The sequence below is a fragment of the Streptomyces sp. JH14 genome (genome assembly GCF_029428675.1).
Classification (GTDB): Bacteria; Actinomycetota; Actinomycetes; order Streptomycetales; family Streptomycetaceae; genus Streptomyces.
The window spans coordinates 1,751,057-1,772,760 of sequence record NZ_JAJNEL010000001.1 but is presented as its reverse complement, the minus strand read 5'-3'; the positions used below and the strand labels follow the sequence as shown (position 1 = coordinate 1,772,760).

Below are 21,704 nucleotides of genomic sequence, written 5' to 3'. Positions count from 1 at the left end.
GGGACAATTGCATGTGTGGTCGTGGGGTTGTACCCGTTATCGCGGGAACGGCACCCAGTTCATAGCCGCTTCAATAGATCAGCCCTAAGAGGCCAAGCTCATCCGCATCCAGTGCAACAGGCCGGCTGGAGTTGCTGGCGGCTCACGCTTGGACCGGGCCGTCTGTGGGCCGTCGGAGTGTGGCCCACAGTGACCGACAACGACCGTGGACGACCGCTCGATCGCAGGTCACTGGCGCCGTGGCATGGATCGTCCGAGGGTCGCCCCGCGCCGCATAAGTTCCTGCGCAACAAGAAGCAGGAGTGGGAGGAGTACCGCAGCGAGGTCACGGCCTTCGAGCTGAAGGCGCTGCTGCCGGTGCTGTAACCACTGTTCAGTGCCGTTTGCGTGAACGGCAAGGGTTCTTCTCAGGGCCGACGGCTTCGTGCCGTCGGCCCTGAGCCGTTTCACCCACCCTGGGCCGCCTGCGGGCCGTCCGGTGCTGCACCGGAGGCTTCGTACATGCTGTCCACGGCCTTCCGGGTGCGGCCCTCGCTGCTCGGCATGAGGTGCGTGCAGATCCGCAGCGTGAATCCCGGATCGCTGTGCCCGAGGTGCCGGCTCAGCGCCTCGATGTTCTCGCCCGCGTCCAGCAGGACCGAGGCGTGGAAGTGGCGCAGCGCGTGCATCCCGTGCTCGCGGGCGGCCTGGTGGCGTTCGCCCGGGCTGTGGCGCGGGAATGACGTCGGCCTCGACGAGAGCGGGCTTCCACACGCAGGTGATGAAGCTGCTGTCACTCGCGCGGATGAAGGCGGCGCGGTCCGCCGCACAGACGACAGTGTCGACAGGTCCGGCGAGGGTGCAGGGCGGGAGAGAGTCCCGGTAGGGGTTGGCTATGCAGACCGGCATGCTTTCCCGCTCTTGCTTGCGGCACTCCACTGCCGCGCGAGGCGCTTCGGCTTCCTTGGCTTTGCGCTTCAACGTGTCGGATACGTACGGCAGTCCGCCCAGCTGGGCACACTTCGGGATGGGAAAGGGCCGGTCTGCACCGTTGCGGTGCAGACCGGCCCTTTCCCATGGCATGGGCTACTTGCCGTCGCCCATGGAGGTGTTCGCTAGTCGCCCACGAGGTGGAGTTCCAGCGTTGTACCTTCTGCGCAGAGCTCGGCTAGTCGGAGCACTGCATTCAGGATGTCCCGTTCCCGTTCCCGTTCGCCTGCGACCAGATCCCGGGTTGCGTTGAGCTCGGAAATGAACTGTGCCATGTCCGCCGAAGTCAGGATCTGGCTGCGGTATCGGTCCACCCGGTTCAGCATCGGTAGAGCACTGTTGTCACAGAGGTCAGCGAACACATCGTCCGCGTCCTGAACGAAATCTACGTTGTCCAGCCGACGCTTCTTACGGCTCGTGCCCCGCTGATTTACCCGTTTCAGTACTACGTCAACACCCATCCCTCGTACTCCTTTTCATGGGCCGTCTGACGGGAACGCCGTAATGAGCTTTCCGTCGCGTACCACTACGCGAATGTGGTACTGGGGTATTTCTTTGCCGTCCTTCGCGATCTTTCCGATCGCTTCAGGGAATTTGTAGAAATAGACGCCGTCGCCTGTCTCGCCACCGAGAGCTCGGTTGATCATGCTCTCGATCTTTGCCTTGCTCGTGGTGGTGAACTTGCTTTTGCCCGGGTCTAGCTTCCGGTTTACATGGCCCTTCCAAATGTGGTGCCATCGGCCCTTTGAGATCGGCACCGAGCAGGTGGCGTTGTGAACAAGTACCGGGGTCTCGCCGGCGAGCACGTAGTACGTGTGCATGCCGGCAACGGTCAGGTTGTAGGTGCGAGCGTAGTCGTCATAAGGGCGATTGCTCTGGACTACGGCGGTGCTGCCGTCGGTGGTCCGCAGTGTTGCGCCGGGACGGAGATCACCTGCCTCGACCCACTTCCTGTCCTCCGGGGACCAGAACGGATGCTCGTGAGTAGCGGTGATCCGTCCCGTTTTCCCGTGGGCAGCCACCGTGAGCTCATTGAAATGCTTGTCATGCTGGGTGACGATGACATTCGTGACGGTACGACGCCCCGTTATTCCGTTGACGGGGTCGGTGGCTACGACTGATTCGCCCACGGTCACGGACTCGATGTTCTTCACCGAGTCATCGGCCATCAGGACCTGGGTGCCGACGGCGAAGCACAGCGTGCACTTGGCAGCTGCCTTTGCGACGCGGGAACTTGCGACCGCATCCGATACCCCCTCGATACCCTTCTTGAGGAGCTTGAGCTTTCCAACTGGAAGGAAAGACAAGGCGGCCATGGCGCACTTACCGAGTGCAGGGTCCTTGGCGCATTCTTTGGCGTCGTTGAGTCCCATGACCTCCCAGACGACTTCCTTCATGAGCGGGTCGATCTCGGGGAACACGAGTTCGCCGCCGGCCATGGCGCAGGGTGGGAGGCTGTCCCGGTTCATCGGGATGTAGCACTTCGGCTTCTGGCTCTCCGCCTCGCGTTGCCTCTCCCGCTCTTCGGCGGCGACTCGGCGCGCTTCGGCCTCTTCGGCCTCGCGCTTCTCGACGACGTCCGTCCAGGCGGCCTTGGCGAGGCCATCGGCTTCTTCGGCGCTCTTCCCCGCATCCTGCGCGTCAGCGCGCGCCTCATCGGCGGCCACCTGGGCTTGGAAGGACGATTCGCGCGCATAGGAAGCCGAGAATTCGGCCTGGGCGGCGGATTCTTCGGCGGCCACTGCGTCGTTTGCCGCGCGGTTGGCGGCGGAGCGTGCGGTGGTCGCGGACTGCTTGGCCTGCTCGGCGCTGGTCTCGGCCCGATCGGCCGCGCCGTCGGCGTCGGCCGCGTACCCCTCGGCCTGTTCGGCGCTGTGATGCGCCTCCGCGGCGGCCTCCTCGGCCTTGTCTGCGGCGTTGTTCGCGTCGAAGGCGGCCTTTGCGGCGTCCCAGGAGTTCTTTCGGGCGGTGGCCGCGATGACCTGGCCTTCGGCGATGAGGCGTTCGACTTGGGCGATGTGGGTGTAGGCCAGCTGGTCCTTGCGGTCGGCCATGTACTGGTCAGTCTCGACGAAACTGTGGACTTCGTCGGCGGGACCGGCCAGGGCGATCTTGGCCGCGGACTTGACCTCGGGGCCGCCGTCGTTGAAGAGCTGCGTGGTGGTAACTCGCTCGTCGGTCTGCTGGGCCGCGTACTGGCCGCTGTTGAGGAAGCCGAGCAGGGCCTGGATGCTGCCGTCTTCCAGTGCCTTCTTGGCGCCTTCCTTGACACCGGGGCCGCCGTCGTTGGCGAGCTTGGTGACCTCGACGCGGTAGTCGGCATTGGCAGCCTGGTGCTGACCGGTGAGGTAGAAGTCACGGATTTGCTCATCCGTGCCGTTGAGCGCCTCGGTGGCAGCGGTCCGAACCGCCTCGTAGGGGCTGTCCGAGGCGAGGTCAGTGACCTGCTGGCGCATCTCGTCCTTGACAGCCTGATCCCAGCCGGTCTTGAGGTACTCGATGACTTCGGCGTCGGTGCCGGACAGTGCCAGGGCGGCTGCGTCCTGACGCCAGGCGCCGAAGTACTTCATCGCCCGCAGGACAACCGGGCGCGCCTTGGCCGCGATCACAGCCTCGTCGGCGCCGGCCTGCTCGGCTTCGGAGGCCAGGGCCTTGGTGTCGTCCACGATCGCTTGGCCGTCGACCACCGTCTCGGAGATTTCAACGGTGAACGTGTCCGCCATGGCCTTCTGGGACATGGCCGCCTCGACAGCCGCGTTGGTGCGGGTGGTGAGCTCCTCGGCCTCCGTCTCGCGAGCGATGTCGAAGGTCTTCTGCGCGGTCGCGACCGCGTTGGTGGCGGTGTCGGCGGCCGCCTTGGCGGCGGCGGCCCGTTTGGTGGCCTCGGCTGCCTGGTCGGCTGCCTGGTCGGCTGCCTCGCCGGCGTGTTTGCCCGCGTCTTCGGCGGCGTCGGCGGCGTTGTCGGCGTGCGTGGCGGCCGAGTTGGCGGCGTCCCGCGCCTCGTTGGCGGCGGTCGCCGACTTGCGGGCCAGTGCCTCGGCGGCGTCGGCGGCGCGGTTGGCCTCGTTGGCGTGGCGGCGGGTCTCCGCGGCCGCGGCCCGGGCTTCGGCGGAGGAACCCCCGGCGGCAGCTGCGTAGTCGGCGGCCTGGTCGGCGGCGGCGGCGGCCTTGTTGGCGTTGCCGGTCGCGCTGCGGGAGGCGGCGGCGGCGTCTGCGGCGGCCAGCGAGGCCTTGCCGGCCTGCTCGGCGGCCTTGGCCGACTTCCTGGCGAGCTCGCCCGCCTCGCGGGCTTCGGCGGCCCGGTCCAGGGCGTCTTGGGCCTTGTTCTTGTCCTGGCCGGCGGCGTATGCCGCGTTCGAGGCACGTCCTGCGGCCTCGGCCGCAGCGGCGGCCGCGTTCGCGGTCTGCGCCGCGGCCAGCGCCGCGCGACGGGCCGAGCGGTTGAGGTGAACGCCGGCATTCGGGCGAACGGTGAGGACATCGCCTCCGAGGGCGCACAGGCGCTGCTGGAGCGCGTCCGCGCGACCCTTGTCGAGCAGCAGTCCGCCCTTCCGCCGGTTCGGGGTGACCGGGTCGTCTTCATGCCGCAGACGGGGTGGGCTCTGAGCCTCGACGACTTCCTGGTGACGCGCATGACGGAGCTCGCCGTTCACATGGACGACCTGGCCGTCAGCGTGGGAATCGTGGCGCCGGAGCTCTCGGCCGGCGCCTTCGATCCCGTACTCACGTTGCTGGCGGGACTCGCAGCCCGACGGCACGGCCAAGCGGCATTGCTGCGTGCCCTGGCCCGAATCGAGCGCGCGCCGTCTGCGATCAACGCGCTCTGAACCACTCAGGCGCGGTTGGAGCGCTGGAGAGGTGCCGGGGATGGGCCGCGCGGACGCCGGCCCGCTGTCCTCAGCCCCTCCGTAGCCGTGGGCACCGCCGTCCCCGGGCTGTCCCGTGAACAACGTCGGACGGCGTGGGCGCAGGCGGCGGCCCGTACCGGGCGATGCCCGTGAGGGGGTGTCCCCTGCGGGGCAGGCAGTGAAGTGCGTCACGGTGCCGTGAGTGGGCCGTGTCTGCCGTTCGGGGCTCGGTGCCGGCAACGGCCCGCCCCCGTCGGCCGATCCGCGGGTGCCCCCTCGATGAGTCGGCGGGGGTGTCGTCCCGGGGCGACTTAGGTCACCCTTCCCCGCTGCTGTGGGTGCCTGGTAGAGATGGTGGGGTTCTGTCCGCACATCGGAAGTCTCGCCATGAACCAGGACAACACTCCCGGCCTCATACCCTTCACGATCGACCTGACCTTCGAGGAAGCCCGGCGACGGGCCGAGGTCGTGGCCGCGCTCGGGCCCGACTGGGACCCGGTGGCCGCCCTCCGGGGCGAGGACGAGGCGTACGCGCTCCTCTACTCGGGCCTGGACGCCGAGCAGCAGCGCACCTACGACCTGCTGGTGGCGGCCGGTGTCCTGTCAGGGGAGGAGCCGGGCCGTGCGGCTGCCCATTGATCCGCAGGCGGACGTCGCCCGACGCGCCTGGGTGGCCTGCCCCGTCTGCGACGACGCCCGCCATTGTGCGACCTGCGCCGACCGCCGCAACTGCGGTGAGCACTGGCGCTATCTGATCTCCAACAAGGGGCCGGTCATCCACCTTCAGTGCCCGCAGTGCACGCACATGTGGTCGGTGAACACCCGCCCCGGCGCCACCCGCCGCGGCGACGACGCTCCCTGCTCCTGACGGGCCGGGCCGCCCACCCCGCACGGCCTGCTCCACCCCATGGCAGGACACCGTGCAGCTGCTCCTGCCTCCTCGGACCGATGCGACGGAGGCCGGACCGACTGACACGAGACGGGCGGCCGGGGGAGGGGGCGCGGGACACTGTCGTCCTGTCGTGTCCAACACCATGGGGCGGATCCGGGGCATTCTGCCCGGCCGATGGCCGACCGTGCCCGGACGCGCACGACCTGGACCTGCGTATCGCCTGTGAGGCCGGCCCTCCGGCGCCCTGGCACCGGTTCGGACGTTCAGTCCGCCGCAGTGCGGCGCCGAGTGGCGGTCTCTCGTCGTCACATGAAGCCGAAGGTGCGGCAACGGGCCCCGCACATGCCCCCTGTCGACGCATGGCAGGCGCCCAGGTGCGCTTCGGGTAGTGTTGCCGACCCCAGCACGGGGACGTACCGAGGAGGTGAGACCCATTACCGCTGTGTCAGTCTGGGTGCTCGCATCTCACGATCGCGTGGTCGAACCGGTATAGGTGACCGCGGAGCGCCCATCGGCATTCCGAAAGGCCCGCTCCATGCCGGATTTCCCGTCACCGCTTCCTTTTTCCGTCATCGTCACCACGCTTCGTGCCGCCGGCTGTGTATTCGCCGAGGACGAGGCCGAGTTGATCCTCTCCACGGCCGGTACGCCGGCCGAGCTCGCGGCCATGGTCGACCGCCGGGCGGCCGGACTGCCCCTTGAACACGTCCTCGGCTGGGCCGAGTTCCGCGGCCTGCGGATAGCGATGGACCCCGGCGTCTTCGTGCCCCGCCGCCGCACCGAGTTCCTCGTCGACCAGGCCGTCGGCCTCGTGTCCCGTGCGGACGGGCCTGCTGTGGTCGTCGATCTGTGCTGCGGTTCCGGTGCGTTGGGCGCCGCGCTGGCCGCGGCCCTGGGCCGGGTCGAACTGCACGCCTGCGACGTCGAACCCGCCGCGGTGCGGTGCGCGCGCCGCAATGTCGCCGGTGCGGGGGAGGTGTACGAGGGCGATCTCTTCGAACCGCTGCCCGCCTCGCTGCGCGGCCGCGTCGGGATTCTGCTCGCCAATGTGCCGTACGTACCCAGCGGGGACGTCGAACTCCTGCCCGCGGAGGCGCGGATCCATGAGCCCCGGGTCGCGCTCGACGGCGGCGGGGACGGACTCGACGTGCTGCGCCGGGTGACCGCCGAAGCGCCGCGATGGCTGGCACCGGGCGGGCATCTGCTGGTCGAGACGAGTGAACGCCAGGCGGCCCGGGCCGAGGAGACCGTCGCCCGCAGCGGGCTGACCGCACGGGTGGTCACCTCCGACGAGCTGTACGCGACCGTCGTCATCGGCACGCAACCCGGTACCGCGACCGGCAGGTGAACCGCCCGGCGGCCGGGCGGTTCACCTGCCCGGCCGCCGGCGGTCAGGTGAAGCGCCAGCGGGTCTGGCTGTACGGTTCGCCCTTGCCGAAGCCGAACGCCGTGCGCGGCGCCACCCGGAACACGTCGGCGCGGCCGCCCGCACCGTTGGCGAACGCACCGGCGTGGACCTCGAAGTGCCAGTCCGCCCCGTACTTCGCCTCCCAGAGCTCGGCCAGCCGCGTCAGCCGGGTCTCGTCCGTCACGCGGTGCGCCCGGCCCTCGACCACCACGTCGAACCCGTGGGTCAGCGTGTTGTCACCGGTGGTCACCACGACCTCCGGGTTCTTCGCCAGGTTGCGCGCCTTGCGCTCGGACGGGCCCGTGCAGAAGTGCAGCGCACCGTCCGACCAGAGCCCGATCAGCGGCGTGACATGCGGGCGGCCGTCCGGGCGGACCGTGGACAGCCAGAACAGTTCCGCCCGGGTGAGCACGGCGACCGCCTCCGACCACGGACGGGCGGTCGCGGCCCTGTCGCTGTAGTCGGGGTGCAGCTCGGCGACGGGTGCGTCTGCGGACATGGTGACGCCCTCCTGTGCGGGTCCTGAAAACGATCGTGCCTGCGAAGTGCGGACCGTGCACCCGCTCCGAATTCATCGGTGCGGGGCTAGGCTCGAAGGGCTGGACAGTGATCGGGCGGCGAGCAGGAGAGCACGGATGACGACGGTGCCGGGGCGCAGGAGCAGTACGTTCACCCGACTGCTACGGCACGGTTTCACCGATCCCTCCGCCGCGGAACGGCTGCTCGACCTGCCGGCTCTGTCGTCCGTGCGCACCGATCCGGTCCTGCTCGACGCGCTCGGCGCGACCGCGGACCCCGATCTTGCGCTGCAGGGGCTGGTCCGTCTGGTGGAGGCCGAGGACGCCGCCGAGCGGCAGACCCTCCTGGACACGCTCATCACCGCCAAGCCGCTGCGCGACCGGCTGCTCGGGGTGCTCGGGGCGTCCGAGGCGCTCGGCGACCACCTGGCACGGCACCCCCGCGACTGGCATGCGCTCGTCACGTACGAGGCCACCGATCTGCATCCCGGGGTGGCCGAGTTCGAGCACGAACTCGCCGAGGCCGACGACCCCGACTCGCTGCGCGTCGCCTACCGCCGGTGCCTGCTGGCCATAGCGGCCCGCGATGTGTGCGGTACGACGGACGTCGCCGAGACGGCCGCCGAGCTCGCCGATCTGGCGACCGCGACGCTGCGGGCCGCGCTCGCCATCGCGCGCACGGCCGCACCCGAGGACGCCGCTGTGTGCCGGCTCGCGGTCATCGCGATGGGCAAGTGCGGCGGCCACGAACTGAACTACGTCTCCGACGTCGACGTCATCTTCGTGGCGGAACCGTTGGACGGCGCCGAGGAGAGCAAGGGCGTGCAGGGTGCCACCCGGCTGGCCGCGCACATGATGCGGATCTGTTCGGACACGACCGTCGAGGGCACCATCTGGCCGGTCGACGCCAACCTCCGCCCGGAGGGCCGCAACGGGCCCCTCGTGCGCACGCTGTCCTCGCATCTGGCGTACTACCAGCGCTGGGCCAAGACCTGGGAGTTCCAGGCACTGCTCAAGGCCCGGCCGGTGGCCGGCGACCCCGAGCTGGGCGCCGAGTACGTCGACGCCGTCTCACCGCTGGTGTGGCAGGCCGCGGACCGGGAGAACTTCGTCGGCGACGTACAGAAGATGCGCCGCCGCGTCATCGACAACATCCCCGCGGACCGGGTCGACCGGGAGATCAAGCTGGGACCCGGCGGACTGCGGGACGTCGAGTTCGCCGTACAGCTGCTCCAGCTCGTGCACGGCCGCAGCGACGTCTCCCTGCACAGCGGCTCGACCCTGGAGGCCCTGCGGGCGCTCGCCGAAGGCGGTTACGTCGGGCGGGTGGACGCCGCGCAGCTCGACGACGCGTACCGCTTCCTGCGCGCCATGGAGCACCGCATCCAGCTGTACCGGCTGCGCCGCACCCACCTCGTACCCCAGGACGAACCGGGCCTGCGCCGGCTCGGGCGTTCCCTGGGGATGCGCGCGGACCCGATCACCGAGCTCAACCAGGCGTGGCGGCGGCACGCGTCCGTGGTGCGGCGGCTGCACGAGAAGCTGTTCTACCGGCCGCTGCTGGACGCGGTCGCCCAGCTCGCGCCCGGCGAGACGCGGCTCAGCCCGAAGGCCGCCGGGGTCCGCCTCGAAGCGCTCGGGTACGCCGATCCGGCCGCCGCGCTCCGGCACCTGGAGGCGCTGTCGTCCGGGGTGTCCCGCAAGGCCGCCATCCAGCGCACCCTGCTGCCGGTGCTGCTCGGCTGGTTCGCGGACTCCGCCGACCCGGACGCCGGGCTCCTCGGTTTCCGCAAGGTGTCCGACGCGCTCGGCAAGACCCCCTGGTACCTGCGGCTGCTGCGCGACGAGGGCGCGGCCGCGGAGAACCTCGCCCGCGTCCTGTCGGCCGGCCGGCTCGCCCCCGACCTGCTGCTGAGGGCCCCCGAAGCGGTGGCGATCCTCGGCGACCCGCAGGGGCTCACTCCGCGCAGCCACAGCCATCTGGAGCAGGAGGTGCTGGCCGCGGTGGGGCGGGCGGACGACGCCGAGTCCGCGGTCGCGGTGGTCCGCGGGGTGCGCCGGCGCGAACTGTTCCGCACGACGGCCGCGGACCTCATCGGCTCGTACGGCACCGAGGAGAGTCCCGCCGAGACCGACCACGGCGCGCTCGTCGACCAGGTCGGCAACGCGGTCACCGACCTGAACGCCGTCACGATCGCCGGCGCCCTGCGCGCCGCCGTACGCGAACAGTGGGGCGACACCCTCCCCACCCGGTTCGCGGTCATCGGCATGGGCCGCTTCGGCGGTCATGAACTCGGTTACGGTTCCGACGCCGACGTCCTGTTCGTGCACGCACCGCGCGAGGGCGTCGACGAACAGGAGGCCGCCCGGGCCGCCAACACCCTCGTCGCCGAGATGCGCAGGCTGCTGCAGCTGCCCACCGCCGATCCGCCGCTGATCATCGACGCGGATCTGCGGCCCGAGGGCAAGAGCGGACCGCTGGTGCGCACCTTGAAGTCGTACGAGGCGTACTACCGCCGGTGGTCGCTGGTCTGGGAGAGCCAGGCCCTGCTGCGTGCCGAACCGATGGCCGGCGACGAGGACCTCGGCCGCGACTTCGTCGCACTGATCGACCCGCTGCGCTACCCCATGGAAGGACTCGGCGAGGACGCGGTCCGCGAGATCCGCCGCCTCAAGGCCCGCATGGAGTCCGAACGGATGCCGCGCGGCGCCGACCCGACGCTCCACACCAAGCTGGGGCGCGGCGGGCTCAGCGACGTCGAGTGGACGGTCCAGCTGATGCAGATGCAGCACGGCTGGGCGGAGCCGGGCCTGCGCACGACCCGCACCAGGGAGGCACTGGCCGCGGCGTGCGCGGCGGAACTGATCCCGACCGAGGACGCGCAGACCCTGGACGAGGCGTGGGTGCTGGCGACCCGGGTCCGCAACGCGGTGATGCTGGTACGCGGCCGCCCCGGCGACACGTTCCCGTCGGGCCCGCGCGAGCTGACGGCCGTGGGCCGCTACCTAGGGTACGAACCTGGGCACGTGGGCGACATGCTCGACGACTACCGGCGGATCACCCGACGGGCGCGGGCGGTGGTGGAGGAGCGGTTCTACGGGGCGTGACGGCGTGGATCCTCCGCGCGGCGGCCCCGCACGGGCAACGCAGTCCGGTCCGGGGTCTTCGGCGCCCGGCCCCCAGCGGGGCGCTCACCGACGCGCGGGTGCCTCGGTGGCCGTGGCCGGCCGGCGGACCTGGACCGGCCCGCCCGGGCCGAGAGCCGAGAGTCTGGCCCGCGCGGGCGGTGCGACCCGCTTCTGGAGGTGGTGCGGCAGCGCCCCGTACCAGGCGTACGACACCGCGTACCCGAACGCCAGGCAGGCCATGCCGCCCACCGCGTCCAGCCAGAAGTGGTTCGCGGTCGACACGATCACGACCAGGGTGACCGTCGGGTAGAGCAGTCCGGCGATACGGGCCCAGGGCGCCGAAGCCAGTGCGAAGACGGTCAGGCCGCACCACAGCGACCAGCCGATATGCATCGACGGCATCGCCGCGTACTGGTTCGACATGTTCTTGAAGTTGCCCGAGGCCATCGAACCCCAGGTGTGGTGCACCAGCACGGTGTCGATGAAGTGCCCGCCGTTCATCAGACGCGGCGGCGCCAGCGGATACAGGTAGTACCCGAGCAGCGCGACGCCGGTGGTCGCGAACAGCACCAGACGCGCAGCGGCGTAACGGCCGGGATGGAAACGGAACAGCCACACCAGCACACCGATGGTGACGATGAAGTGCAGTGTCGCGTAGTAGTAGTTCATCGAGACGATCAGCCATGTCACGGAGTTCACGGCGTGGTTGACCGACTGCTCGACGGCGATGCCCAGAATCCTCTCCGCCGACCAGAGCCGGTCGGCGTTGCTGAGGGCGGCGGCCTTCTGCTCGGGGACCGCATTGCGCACCAGCGAGTAGAGCCAGTAACTGACCGCGATCAGCAGGACTTCGAACCACACGCGTGGCCGACGGGGCGACCGCAGCGAACGCAACGTCGCCAGCCTGTCCCGCTTCGCCGCGGGGTCCGCCTCGTCCTGGATGGGTGACGGGGTGGCCGCCGTTCGGCCTTCCTGTGACTTCACGCTCAACTCACCCATAGGCGTAGATCCTGCCAGATACGTGCCTTTGCCCGATCATCCTCCGATCGGGTGCCGGCTGCACATCATGCACCCTACGGGCGGGCGTGCGACCCTGATTCCGTAGGGATTGCGGCGGCCGGGTCGGGCCCGGGGCCCGCGGCCGTGGAGCCGCGGACCACCAGTTCCGGCATGAAGACGAACTCGCTGTGCGGGGCCGGTGTGCCACCGATCTCCTCGAGGAGGGTACGCACCGCGGCCTGGCCCATCGCCGTCACCGGCTGGCGGATCGTGGTGAGCGGCGGATCGGTGAACGCTATGAGCGGCGAATCGTCGTAGCCGACGACCGACAGATCGCGCGGCACCTCCATCGACAGCCGTCGCGCCGCCCGGATCGCACCGAGCGCCATCATGTCGCTCGCGCACACCACCGCCGTGCACCCGCGCTCTATCAGCGCCGAGGCGGCCGCCTGGCCGCCCTCCAGGGTGAACAGCGAGTGCTGGATCAGCACCTCCACCTCGTCCGAGGTGAGGTTCAACTGCTCCTGCACGGTGGAGCGGAAGCCCTCGATCTTGCGGAGCACGGGGACGAAGCGCTTGGGCCCGACCGCGAGACCGATCCGCTGATGGCCGAGCGAGACCAGGTGTGTCACCGCGAGCCGCATCGCCGCCCGGTCGTCGGGGGAGATGAAGGGCGCCTGCACCTTCGGGGAGAAACCGTTGACCAGGACGAAGGGCACGCCCTGGGCGCGCAGTTGCTCGTACCGCTGCATGTCGGCCGAGGTGTCGGCATGCAGGCCTGAGACGAAGATGATGCCGGAGACGCCACGGTCGACGAGCATCTCGGTGAGTTCGTCCTCGGTGGAACCACCGGGGGTCTGCGTCGCCAGCACCGGCGTGTAGCCCTGCCGCGTCAGCGCCTGGCCGATGACCTGGGCGAGCGCCGGGAAGATGGGGTTCTCCAGCTCGGGCGTGATCAGCCCGACCAGCCCCGCGCTGCGCCTGCGCAGCCGTACCGGCCGTTCGTAGCCGAGAACGTCGAGCGCGGCGAGGACGGATTCGCGGGTGGCTGCAGCAACACCTGGCTTGCCGTTCAGTACGCGGCTGACCGTAGCTTCGCTGACCCCCGCCTGAATTGCGATATCGGCAAGCCGTGCGGTCATGGGAGTGGACTGTACCGGGCGTATGTCGGATTGCCCACCATGCACGGGAATCGGGCGACTGCTGTGCTCTCCGGGGGGTGGCGGTGACCGGCGGCAGGGACGGGCGCCGGTTTCCCCGGCAGCGCCGCCGCAACATCTTGCAAGCCCTTGCGGAGTCCGATGTGCGCACCGCGATCGGATCGTCGCACCGTGAAATCATGGCCTGCGCCCTCTCCTGCCAGGGGCGGGGCGGTTCCGTCAAGAGGCTTGACGGCTACCGTGAGGACACGCAAATGTAACGATCGGCGAAGCTTGCAGAAATCTTCCGCAAAGTCTTTCGGTCGTCTTTCATCCTTGTTACGTTCTCGTCGACCCGGCGCCGCGACGGAGCGGTACGGCAGTTGAAGGAGTTCAGATGCGACGTGGCATAACGGCCACCGCCCTGGTCGCGGCCCTGGCGCTCGCGGCGACCGCCTGCGGCAGCGATGACAAGTCCGACGGCTCGAGCAAGAGCTCCGGCGAGCTCTCCGGGACCGTTACGTGGTGGGACACGTCCACCGCGGGCAGCGAGGACAAGGTCTTCAAGAAGATTGCCGAAGGCTTCGAGAAGGAGCACCCGAAGGTCGACGTCAAGTACGTCAACGTGCCCTTCGGCGAGGCGCAGAACAAGTTCAAGAACGCTGCGCAGTCCGGCTCCGGCGCCCCCGACGTGATCCGCTCCGAGGTCGCCTGGACCCCCGAGTTCGCGGACCTCGGCTACCTCGCGCCGCTGGACGGCACCCCCGCCCTGCAGAAGGCCGACGACTTCCTGAAGCAGGCCGCCGCCTCCACCAAGTACAACGGCAAGACATACGCGGTGCCGCAGGTCATCGACTCCATGGGCATCTTCTACAACAAGAAGATCTTCAAGGAGGCCGGCGTGGAGGTTCCCACCACCGTCGCCGAGCTGAAGACCGTCTCCAAGAAGATCAAGGACAAGACCGGCAAGACCGGCCTGTACCTGCGCGGCGACGACGCGTACTGGTTCCTGTCCTTCCTGTACGGCGAGGGCGGCGACCTCGTCGACGCGTCCACCAAGTCCGTCACCGTCGACAGCCCCGAGGGCGTCAAGGCGATGAAGGTCGTCAAGGACCTCGTCGACTCCGGTGCGGCCAAGACTGACGCGACCGACGGCTGGGAGAACATGCAGTCGTCCTTCAAGGACGGCAAGGTCGCCATGATGATCAACGGCCCGTGGGCCGTCGCCGACACCTACGCCGGCAAGGAGTTCCAGGACAAGGCCAACCTGGGCGTCGCCCCGGTCCCGGCCGGCTCCACCGCGCAGGGCGCCCCGCAGGGCGGTCACAACCTGGCCGTCTACGCGGGCTCCAAGAACCTCGACGCCTCCTACGCCTTCGTCGACTACATGACGTCCACGAAGACCCAGGCCCAGGTCACCAAGGAGCTGAACCTCCTGCCGACCCGTACCTCCGCCTACTCGGAGGAAGCGGTCGTCGACAACGAGATCGTCAGCTTCTTCCAGCCGGTCGTCGAGACCGCCGTCGAGCGTCCCTGGATTCCCGAGACCGGCAGCCTCTTCGCCCCGCTCATCACCGAGTACACCAAGGTCCTGACCGGCCAGACCACGCCGGAGAAGGCCGCCAAGGCCACCGGTGACTCCTACCGCAAGCTCCTCAAGGGCTGGAAGTAACCAGAAAGGCAGGCCGACTGATGGCTGTCCACACCAGCCAGTCGGTGGCAACGGCCGCGGGCGACGATGTCGCCCGCGGCCGGAGCCGCGGTACTGGTACCCCACCACGAAGCAGGCTCCGGCGCGCTCTGTCGACCCACTGGTACGCGTGGACGATGGTCGCCCCGGTCGTCGCCGTGATCGGCGTCATCATCGGCTACCCGCTGGTCCGCGGCGTCTACCTGTCGCTGACCGACGCCAATGAGCGCAATGTCGAACGGTCCATCGGCGTCAACCACCTGCCCGCGACGTACAAGTTCGTCGGCCTGGACAACTACGCCGACGCGCTCACGGGGAACCAGTTCCTCGGCACGCTCGGGTGGACCCTGGTGTGGACGGTCGCCTGCGTGAGCATCACGTTCGCCCTGGGCATGGCCCTCGCCAACATCCTCAACCGGCGGATCGCCGGCCGCTCCGCCTATCGGATGGCGCTGATCCTGCCCTGGGCCATCCCCGGCTTCGTCTCCGTCTTCGCCTGGCGCTTCCTCTACAACGAGGACCGCGGGCTGCTCAACAAGATCCTTTCCGGTGCGGGCATCGACTCCATACCGTGGCTCAACGACCCCACCTGGGCGAAGTTCTCAGTCATCGCCGTCAACGTGTGGCTCGGCGTGCCGTTCATGATGGTCGCCCTGCTGGGCGGCCTGCAGTCCATCCCCAGCGAGCAGTACGAGGCCGCCGAGATGGACGGCGCCACCGCCTGGCAGCGGTTCCGCCACATCACGCTGCCCGGGCTGCGGCCGGTCTCCACCACGGTGATCCTGCTGTCGACCATCTGGACGTTCAACATGTTCCCGGTGATCTTCCTGCTGACCCGCGGCGGACCCGGTGAGGCCACCCAGATCCTGGTGACCCAGGCGTACAAGTTCTCCTTCGAGATCAGCCCGCGCGACTTCGCGCAGTCCTCCACCTGGGGCGTGCTGATCCTCGTACTCCTGATGCTCTTCGCCGCGGTCTACCGGCGAGTCCTCCGCACACAGGGAGATACCTGGTGACCACCGCCCCCGCCCGCGCCGCACGCCGCTCCGCCGCCCCCGCAGCGCGCCACTCGGCCCGCAAGGTCCGGCTGCGCGGCGAGCGCTCGCCGCTCGCCTCCGCCGGACTGCACCTCACGCTGATCGTCGCGTCCGTGATCGCCGTGTTCCCCGTGCTCTGGGTCCTGCTGACCTCGCTGAAGCCCGCCGCGTACGCGACGACGACGGACTTCTTCAAGGACACGACCTTCGAGAACTACACGAACCTGATCAAGGACACCGAGTTCCTGACCTGGTTCGGCAACTCCGTGGTCGTCGCCGGCCTCACCACCGTCCTCGGCGTCTTCGTCTCCGCCACCACCGGCTACGCCGTCAGCCGCTTCCGGTTCCCCGGCAAGCGCGGGCTGATGTGGACGCTGCTGATCACCCAGATGTTCCCGGTCGCCGTCCTCATCGTGCCGATCTACAACATCATGTCGGGCCTGGGTCTGCTCAACCAGCCCGCCGGCCTCGTCATCACCTACCTCACCATCGCGGTGCCGTTCTGCGCCTGGATGATGAAGGGCTTCTTCGACACCATCCCGCGCGAGATCGACGAGTCGGGGCAGGTCGACGGCCTCACCCCGTTCGGCACGTTCTGGCGGCTGATCCTGCCGCTCGCCAAGCCCGGCCTCGCCGTCACCGCGTTCTACTCCTTCATCACCGCCTGGGGCGAGGTGGCGTACGCCTCCGCCTTCATGGTCGGCGACGAGAACCTCACCCTCGCCGGCGGGCTGCAGAAGTTCGTCAACCAGTACGGAGCCCAGTGGGGGCCGATGACCGCCGCGTCCGTGCTCATCGCGATACCCGCGGCGCTGGTCTTCCTCTTCGCCCAGCGCCACCTGGTCACCGGCATGTCCGCCGGAGCCGTCAAGGGCTGACGCACCCCCCACCCCGCACGACCCGCACGCACCAAGGCTCGGCGGCGCCGGATCCCCGACCCGGTCCCGGCGCCGCTCCCCACCCAGACACCTCAGGGACGACATGACCCAGCACCTCGCTGCCCCCTCCACCGGCACGTCCGGCGACGCCGTGGGCCACCGCACCGGCTGGTGGCAGGACGCGGTGATCTACCAGGTCTATCCACGGAGCTTCGCCGACGGCAACGGCGACGGCATGGGCGATCTCGCAGGCGTACGCGGCAGACTTCCCTACCTCAAGGACCTCGGTGTCGACGCGGTCTGGCTCAGCCCGTTCTACGCCTCGCCGCAGGCCGACGCGGGCTACGACGTCTCGGACTACCGCGCCATCGACCCGATGTTCGGCACCCTGCTGGACGCCGACGCGCTGATCCGGGACGCCCACGACCTGGGCCTGCGGATCATCGTCGACCTGGTGCCCAACCACTCCTCCGACCAGCACGAGTGGTTCAAGCGCGCCCTCGCCGAGGGCCCCGGCTCCGCACTGCGCGAGCGCTACCACTTCCGCCCCGGCAAGGGCACGGACGGCGAGCTGCCGCCCAACGACTGGGAGTCCATCTTCGGCGGTCCCGCCTGGACCCGGACCACCGACCCGGACGGCACCCCCGGCGACTGGTACCTCCACCTGTTCGCGCCCGAGCAGCCCGACTTCAACTGGGAACACCCGGCCGTCGCCGACGAGTTCCGCTCGATCCTGCGGTTCTGGCTCGACATGGGCGTCGACGGGTTCCGTGTCGACGTCGCCCACGGGCTCGTCAAGGCCGAGGGCCTGCCCGACCTCGGCACCCACGACCAGCTCAAGCTGCTCGGAAACGATGTCATGCCGTTCTTCGACCAGGACGGGGTGCACGAGATCTACCGCTCCTGGCGCACCATCCTCGACGAGTACCCCGGCGACCGCATCGCCGTCGCCGAGGCATGGACCCCGACCGTCGAGCGCACCGCGAACTATGTGCGCCACGACGAGATGCACCAGGCGTTCAACTTCCAGTACCTCTCCACCGACTGGGACGCAGCCGAGCTGCGCAAGGTCATCGACGTCTCGCTCGACGCGATGCGCCCGGTCGGCGCCCCCACCACCTGGGTGCTCTCCAACCACGACGTCACCCGGCACGCCACCCGGTTCGCCAACCCGCCCGGCCTCGGCACCCAGATCCGCACCGCCGGCGACCGCGCGATGGGCCTGCGCCGGGCCCGCGCCGCCAGCCTGCTGATGCTGGCGCTGCCCGGCTCCGCCTACGTCTACCAGGGTGAGGAGCTCGGCCTGCCCGACGTCACGGACCTGCCCGACGAGGCCCGCCAGGACCCGTCGTTCTTCCGCGCCGAAGGCCAGGACGGTTACCGCGACGGCTGCCGCGTGCCCATCCCGTGGACCCGCGACGGCAGCTCGTACGGCTTCGGCACCGGAGGAAGCTGGCTGCCCCAGCCCGACAGCTGGGGCGAGCTGAGCGTCGAGGCCCAGACCGGCACGGCCGGCTCCACCCTGGAGCTGTACCGGTCCGCGCTCACCGCACGGCGGGTGCACCCGGGGCTCGGCGCCGGGACCGACGTGGAGTGGCTGGACGCCCCCGAGGGGCTGCTGGCCTTCGCCCGCCCCGGCTTCGTGTGCACCGTCAACACGACCGGCCGGCCGGTCCGTATCCCGGTCCCCGGTCAGGTGATGCTCTCCAGCAGCCCCGTCGTCACCGACGGGGCCGAGGCCGAGCTGCCGGCGGACACCACGGTGTGGTGGACGGTGTGACCGTCCCCCTGCCCAGGGGCTCTCGTTCGGATCAGGCCGGATCAGGGAGCGGGGACCGCGCCAGTACCCGCGAGCCCGGCAAGACCCGAACGAGAGGCCCGGGGAGCGGCGGTGCGCCGAGGCTCTCGGACATCGCCGGTCAGGCCTCGGTCAGCGAGGCGACCGTCAGCCGGGTTCTCAACGGCAAACCGGGCGTCGCGGACACCACGCGTCAGCGGGTGCTCGCGGCGCTCGACATCCTGGGCTACGAGCGCCCGGTACGGCTGCGGCAGCGCAGCGCCGGGCTGATCGGACTGGTGACCCCCGAGCTCACCAACCCGATCTTCCCGGCGTTCGCCCAGTCCGTCGAGCAGGTCCTGGCCGGGCACGGCTACACCCCGGTGCTCTGCACCCAGCTGCCCGGCGGTGCCACCGAGGACGAGCTCGTCGAGCAGCTCGTCGAACGCGGGGTCGGCGGGATCGTCTTCCTCTCCGGACTGCACGCGGACCTGTCGGCCGACCCCGCCCGGTACGCCGCGCTGTCCGACCGCGGCGTGCCGTTTGTCCTGATCAACGGCTACAACGAACGGATCAGCGCCCCCTTCGTCTCGCCCGACGACTTTGCCGCCGTCCGGATGGCCGTCGGGCATCTCGCCGAACTCGGCCACCGCAAGGTCGGCCTGGCCATCGGGCCGCAGCGCTATGTGCCGTCCCGCCGCAAACGGGACGGCTTCGTCGATGCTGCCGTGAAGCTGCTCGGCATGACCCGCGCCGAGGCCGAACTCCTCGTCTGCTCCACGCTGTTCAGCGTCGAGGGCGGCCAGGTCGCGGCCGGGACGCTGCTCGACCAGGGGTGCACGGGCATCGTCTGCGGCAGCGACCTGATGGCCCTCGGCGTGGTGCGCGCCGCCCGGGACCGCGGGCTCGACGTGCCGCGCGACGTGTCGGTGGTCGGCTTCGACGACTCGCAGCTGATCGCGTTCACGGATCCGCCCCTGACGACCGTGCGGCAGCCCGTGCAGGCGATGGCGGCCGCCGCGGTCGGGGCGCTGCTGGAGGAGATCGGCGGCAGCCCCGTGCAGCGTACGGAGTACGTGTTCCAGCCGGAGCTGGTGGTACGGGGGTCCACCGCGGCGGTCCGCGCCGTCTGACACGGCGAACGCACAGGAGAGGCACCGGGAGTCGGCCCTGAATGGACCGGCGGGGAGTGAGTGACTCCGGGTGCCTCTCTTGCCGTGACCGGCCCGGCCGGCCGGGCGCGTGGGGCCCCTGAGGTACCGGAACCCCCGGCCGACCGGGCCGGAGTCGGGATGAACTTAACAGCACCGCAATATCTTGCGTAAGCCCTTGCAAGAAGAAAAATGCAAGATTTCAGGGATGTGTGCGGGATGTAAGCGGGTCATGTCCAGGGGGTTGACCCGGATGGGGTGGGCTCGTACGGTCAGCTCCGCGGCAAGCTTTGCATTCTTGCAGCAAGAACCTTCAGAAGCCTTGAGGGCAGGACGCGTTGCCACGTGAGGCTGCACCGTCATCCCCGCATTTCCCCCACCGCAGGAGGAAAGACATGGCACGCAGACCGCTGTCTGCAGCGCTCGCCCTGATAGCCGGCGCCGCCGCCCTCGTCCCCACCGCCGCCCCCGCCCAGGCGTCCGCACCCGGCACCAAGGACGTCACCGCCGTGATGTTCGAGTGGAAATTCGACTCCGTCGCCAAGGCCTGCACGGACACGCTCGCCCCGGCCGGCTACGGCTACGTCCAGGTCTCGCCGCCCCAGGAGCACATCCAGGGAAGCCAGTGGTGGACCTCGTACCAGCCGGTCAGCTACAAGATCGCCGGTCGGCTCGGCGACCGCGCGGCCTTCGCCGCCATGGTCGGCACGTGCCACAGCGCGGGCGTCAAGGTCGTCGCCGACTCCGTCATCAACCACATGTCGTCCGGGTCGGGCACCGGCACCGGCGGCTCCTCGTACACGAAGTACAACTACCCCGGCCTGTACTCCTCGTCCGACATGGACGACTGCACCGCACAGATCAGCAACTACCAGGACCGGGCCAACGTCCAGAACTGCGAACTCGTCGGGCTCGCCGACCTCGACACCGGTGAGGACTACGTCCGCGGCAGGATCGCCGGATACCTCGACGACCTGCGCTCGCTCGGCGTCGACGGCTTCCGCATCGACGCCGCCAAGCACATGCCCGCGAGCGATCTCGCCAACATCAAGTCGCGGCTGACCGACCCCGGCGTCTACTGGAAGCAGGAGGCGATCTACGGGGCCGGCGAAGCCGTCTCGCCCGACGAGTACACCGGCACCGGGGACGTCCAGGAGTTCCGCTACGCCCGCAGCCTCAAGCAGGTCTTCAACAACGAGAACCTCGCCGAACTGAAGAACTTCGGCGAGGGCTGGGGATTCATGCCCTCCTCGAAGGCCGGGGTCTTCGTCGACAACCACGACACCGAGCGCGGCGGCGACACCCTGAACTACAAGGACGGGGCCAACTACACCCTCGCCAATGTCTTCATGCTGGCCTGGCCGTACGGCTCGCCCGACGTCCACTCCGGCTACGAGTGGTCCGACAAGGACGCGGGGCCGCCCAACGGCGGTACGGTGAACGCCTGTTACAGCGACGGCTGGAAGTGTCAGCACGCCTGGCCGCAGATCTCCTCCATGGTCGGCTTCCGCAACACCGCGCGCGGCGAGGCCGTCACGAACTGGTGGGACAACGGCGCTGACCAGATCGCGTTCGGCCGCGGGTCGAAGGCGTACGTCGCCATCAACCACGAGGGCTCGTCGCTGACCCGTACGTTCCAGACCTCGCTGCCCGCCGGTGACTACTGCGACATCCAGTCCGGCAACGGGGTGACCGTCAACGGCTCCGGCCAGTTCACGGCGACGCTCGGTGCGAACACGGCTGTCGCCCTGCAGGTGGGTGCCCGCACCTGCTCCGGCGGTGGCACCACCGACCCCGGTACGGGTGTCTCCGGCGCCTCCTTCGGTGTCAACGCCACCACCCAGCTCGGCCAGAACATCTACGTCACCGGCAACCAGTCCGCGCTCGGCAACTGGAACACGGACAGCGCACTCAAGCTCGACCCAGCCACGTACCCGGTCTGGAAACTCGATGTGAGCATGCCCGCCGGGACGTCGTTCGAGTACAAGTACATCCGCAAGGACGCGAGCGGCGCCGTCACCTGGGAGAGCGGGGCCAACCGCACGGCGACGGTGCCGTCGTCGGGCAAGGTGCCGCTGACGAGCGACGTCTGGCGAAGCTGAGGTCCTCCGGACCGGGGCGGCGGACCACGTTGTCCCGGTGCGGAGGCTGAACCGGGGGCCGGTGCCGCATCGGGGCGTCTCCTCGAGTGCCGCAGACTCCCCGACATCGTGCGCGAACCGACCACTTACTGCGTCACCCTGCGGGGATCGCCCCGATACGTCCCCCC

The 21,704-nt window shown here is 69.5% G+C and carries 17 protein-coding genes and 1 pseudogene; 12 read left to right on the top strand and 6 right to left on the bottom strand.

Annotation, left to right across the window (positions count from 1 at the left end):
• The first annotated feature begins 189 nt into the window (after nt 1–189).
• Nucleotides 190–366 carry a glutamine synthetase gene (locus LRD69_RS07975; protein WP_277325854.1) on the top strand — a complete coding sequence of 59 codons (177 nt, stop codon included), beginning with the start codon at nt 190–192 and terminating at the stop codon, nt 364–366.
• An 80-nt stretch (nt 367–446) separates the two neighbouring features.
• Here LRD69_RS07975 and LRD69_RS07970 read toward each other — a convergent pair.
• From LRD69_RS07970 to LRD69_RS07960, 3 genes and pseudogenes are all read right to left on the bottom strand, one after another.
• Nucleotides 447–750: pseudogene (locus tag LRD69_RS07970) on the bottom strand (integrase); the annotation flags it as partial.
• A gap of 344 nt (nt 751–1,094) precedes the next feature.
• On the bottom strand, nt 1,095–1,430 hold the full coding sequence (locus LRD69_RS07965) for a hypothetical protein (protein WP_277325853.1): 336 nt from the start codon (nt 1,428–1,430) through the stop codon (nt 1,095–1,097).
• A 15-nt stretch (nt 1,431–1,445) separates the two neighbouring features.
• Nucleotides 1,446–4,622 (bottom strand): polymorphic toxin-type HINT domain-containing protein, encoded by a 3,177-nt coding sequence (locus LRD69_RS07960; protein WP_277325852.1) that lies wholly within the window; start codon nt 4,620–4,622, stop codon nt 1,446–1,448.
• On the opposite strand from LRD69_RS07960, the gene LRD69_RS07955 reads away from it, so the two are divergent.
• The 4 genes from LRD69_RS07955 to LRD69_RS07940 all read left to right on the top strand — a co-directional run bounded on the left by LRD69_RS07955 (nt 4,623) and on the right by LRD69_RS07940 (nt 7,057).
• A complete protein-coding gene (locus LRD69_RS07955) occupies nt 4,623–4,796 on the top strand; it encodes a hypothetical protein (RefSeq protein ID WP_277325851.1) in 174 nt (57 codons plus the stop codon).
• Between the two features lie 408 nt (nt 4,797–5,204).
• Nucleotides 5,205–5,456, top strand: a complete 252-nt coding sequence (locus LRD69_RS07950) for a DUF6400 family protein (RefSeq protein WP_277325850.1) — start codon at nt 5,205–5,207, stop codon at nt 5,454–5,456.
• Complete coding sequence (locus tag LRD69_RS07945; protein ID WP_277325849.1) at nt 5,440–5,685, top strand: hypothetical protein; 246 nt, start codon at nt 5,440–5,442, stop codon at nt 5,683–5,685. The genes LRD69_RS07950 and LRD69_RS07945 overlap by 17 nt, the downstream gene beginning before the upstream one ends.
• A gap of 559 nt (nt 5,686–6,244) precedes the next feature.
• Nucleotides 6,245–7,057 (top strand): putative protein N(5)-glutamine methyltransferase, encoded by an 813-nt coding sequence (locus LRD69_RS07940; protein ID WP_277325848.1) that lies wholly within the window; start codon nt 6,245–6,247, stop codon nt 7,055–7,057.
• Nucleotides 7,058–7,100: 43 nt separating this feature from the next.
• On the opposite strand, the gene LRD69_RS07935 is transcribed toward LRD69_RS07940, so the two are convergent.
• Nucleotides 7,101–7,616: a pyridoxamine 5'-phosphate oxidase family protein gene (locus tag LRD69_RS07935; RefSeq protein ID WP_277325847.1), complete on the bottom strand. Its 516-nt coding sequence runs from the start codon at nt 7,614–7,616 to the stop codon at nt 7,101–7,103.
• Nucleotides 7,617–7,752: 136 nt separating this feature from the next.
• Here LRD69_RS07935 and LRD69_RS07930 point away from each other — a divergent pair, with 136 nt between their 5' ends.
• Nucleotides 7,753–10,743 carry a bifunctional [glutamine synthetase] adenylyltransferase/[glutamine synthetase]-adenylyl-L-tyrosine phosphorylase gene (locus LRD69_RS07930; protein ID WP_277325846.1) on the top strand — a complete coding sequence of 997 codons (2,991 nt, stop codon included), beginning with the start codon at nt 7,753–7,755 and terminating at the stop codon, nt 10,741–10,743.
• An 84-nt stretch (nt 10,744–10,827) separates the two neighbouring features.
• On the opposite strand, the gene LRD69_RS07925 is transcribed toward LRD69_RS07930, so the two are convergent.
• Together LRD69_RS07925 and LRD69_RS07920 are read right to left on the bottom strand one after the other, a co-directional pair.
• Nucleotides 10,828–11,763, bottom strand: a complete 936-nt coding sequence (locus LRD69_RS07925) for a phosphatase PAP2 family protein (protein WP_277325845.1) — start codon at nt 11,761–11,763, stop codon at nt 10,828–10,830.
• Nucleotides 11,764–11,837: 74 nt separating this feature from the next.
• The gene (locus tag LRD69_RS07920) at nt 11,838–12,905 is read right to left on the bottom strand and encodes a LacI family DNA-binding transcriptional regulator (protein WP_277325844.1); all 1,068 of its coding nucleotides are present in this window, start codon (nt 12,903–12,905) and stop codon (nt 11,838–11,840) included.
• Nucleotides 12,906–13,299: 394 nt separating this feature from the next.
• On the opposite strand from LRD69_RS07920, the gene LRD69_RS07915 reads away from it, so the two are divergent.
• The 6 genes from LRD69_RS07915 to LRD69_RS07890 all read left to right on the top strand — a co-directional run bounded on the left by LRD69_RS07915 (nt 13,300) and on the right by LRD69_RS07890 (nt 21,537).
• Entirely contained in the window at nt 13,300–14,574 is a 1,275-nt protein-coding gene (locus LRD69_RS07915; protein ID WP_277325843.1) for an extracellular solute-binding protein, read from the top strand.
• A gap of 20 nt (nt 14,575–14,594) precedes the next feature.
• Nucleotides 14,595–15,608, top strand: a complete 1,014-nt coding sequence (locus LRD69_RS07910; RefSeq protein WP_277325842.1) for a sugar ABC transporter permease — start codon at nt 14,595–14,597, stop codon at nt 15,606–15,608.
• Nucleotides 15,609–15,679: 71 nt separating this feature from the next.
• Complete coding sequence (locus LRD69_RS07905; protein WP_277329662.1) at nt 15,680–16,507, top strand: carbohydrate ABC transporter permease; 828 nt, start codon at nt 15,680–15,682, stop codon at nt 16,505–16,507.
• A 103-nt stretch (nt 16,508–16,610) separates the two neighbouring features.
• The gene (locus LRD69_RS07900) at nt 16,611–18,287 is read left to right on the top strand and encodes a glycoside hydrolase family 13 protein (RefSeq protein WP_277325841.1); all 1,677 of its coding nucleotides are present in this window, start codon (nt 16,611–16,613) and stop codon (nt 18,285–18,287) included.
• Nucleotides 18,288–18,418: 131 nt separating this feature from the next.
• Entirely contained in the window at nt 18,419–19,417 is a 999-nt protein-coding gene (locus tag LRD69_RS07895; RefSeq protein ID WP_277329661.1) for a LacI family DNA-binding transcriptional regulator, read from the top strand.
• A gap of 413 nt (nt 19,418–19,830) precedes the next feature.
• Nucleotides 19,831–21,537 (top strand): carbohydrate-binding module family 20 domain-containing protein, encoded by a 1,707-nt coding sequence (locus tag LRD69_RS07890; protein WP_277325840.1) that lies wholly within the window; start codon nt 19,831–19,833, stop codon nt 21,535–21,537.
• Nucleotides 21,538–21,704 lie beyond the last annotated feature (167 nt).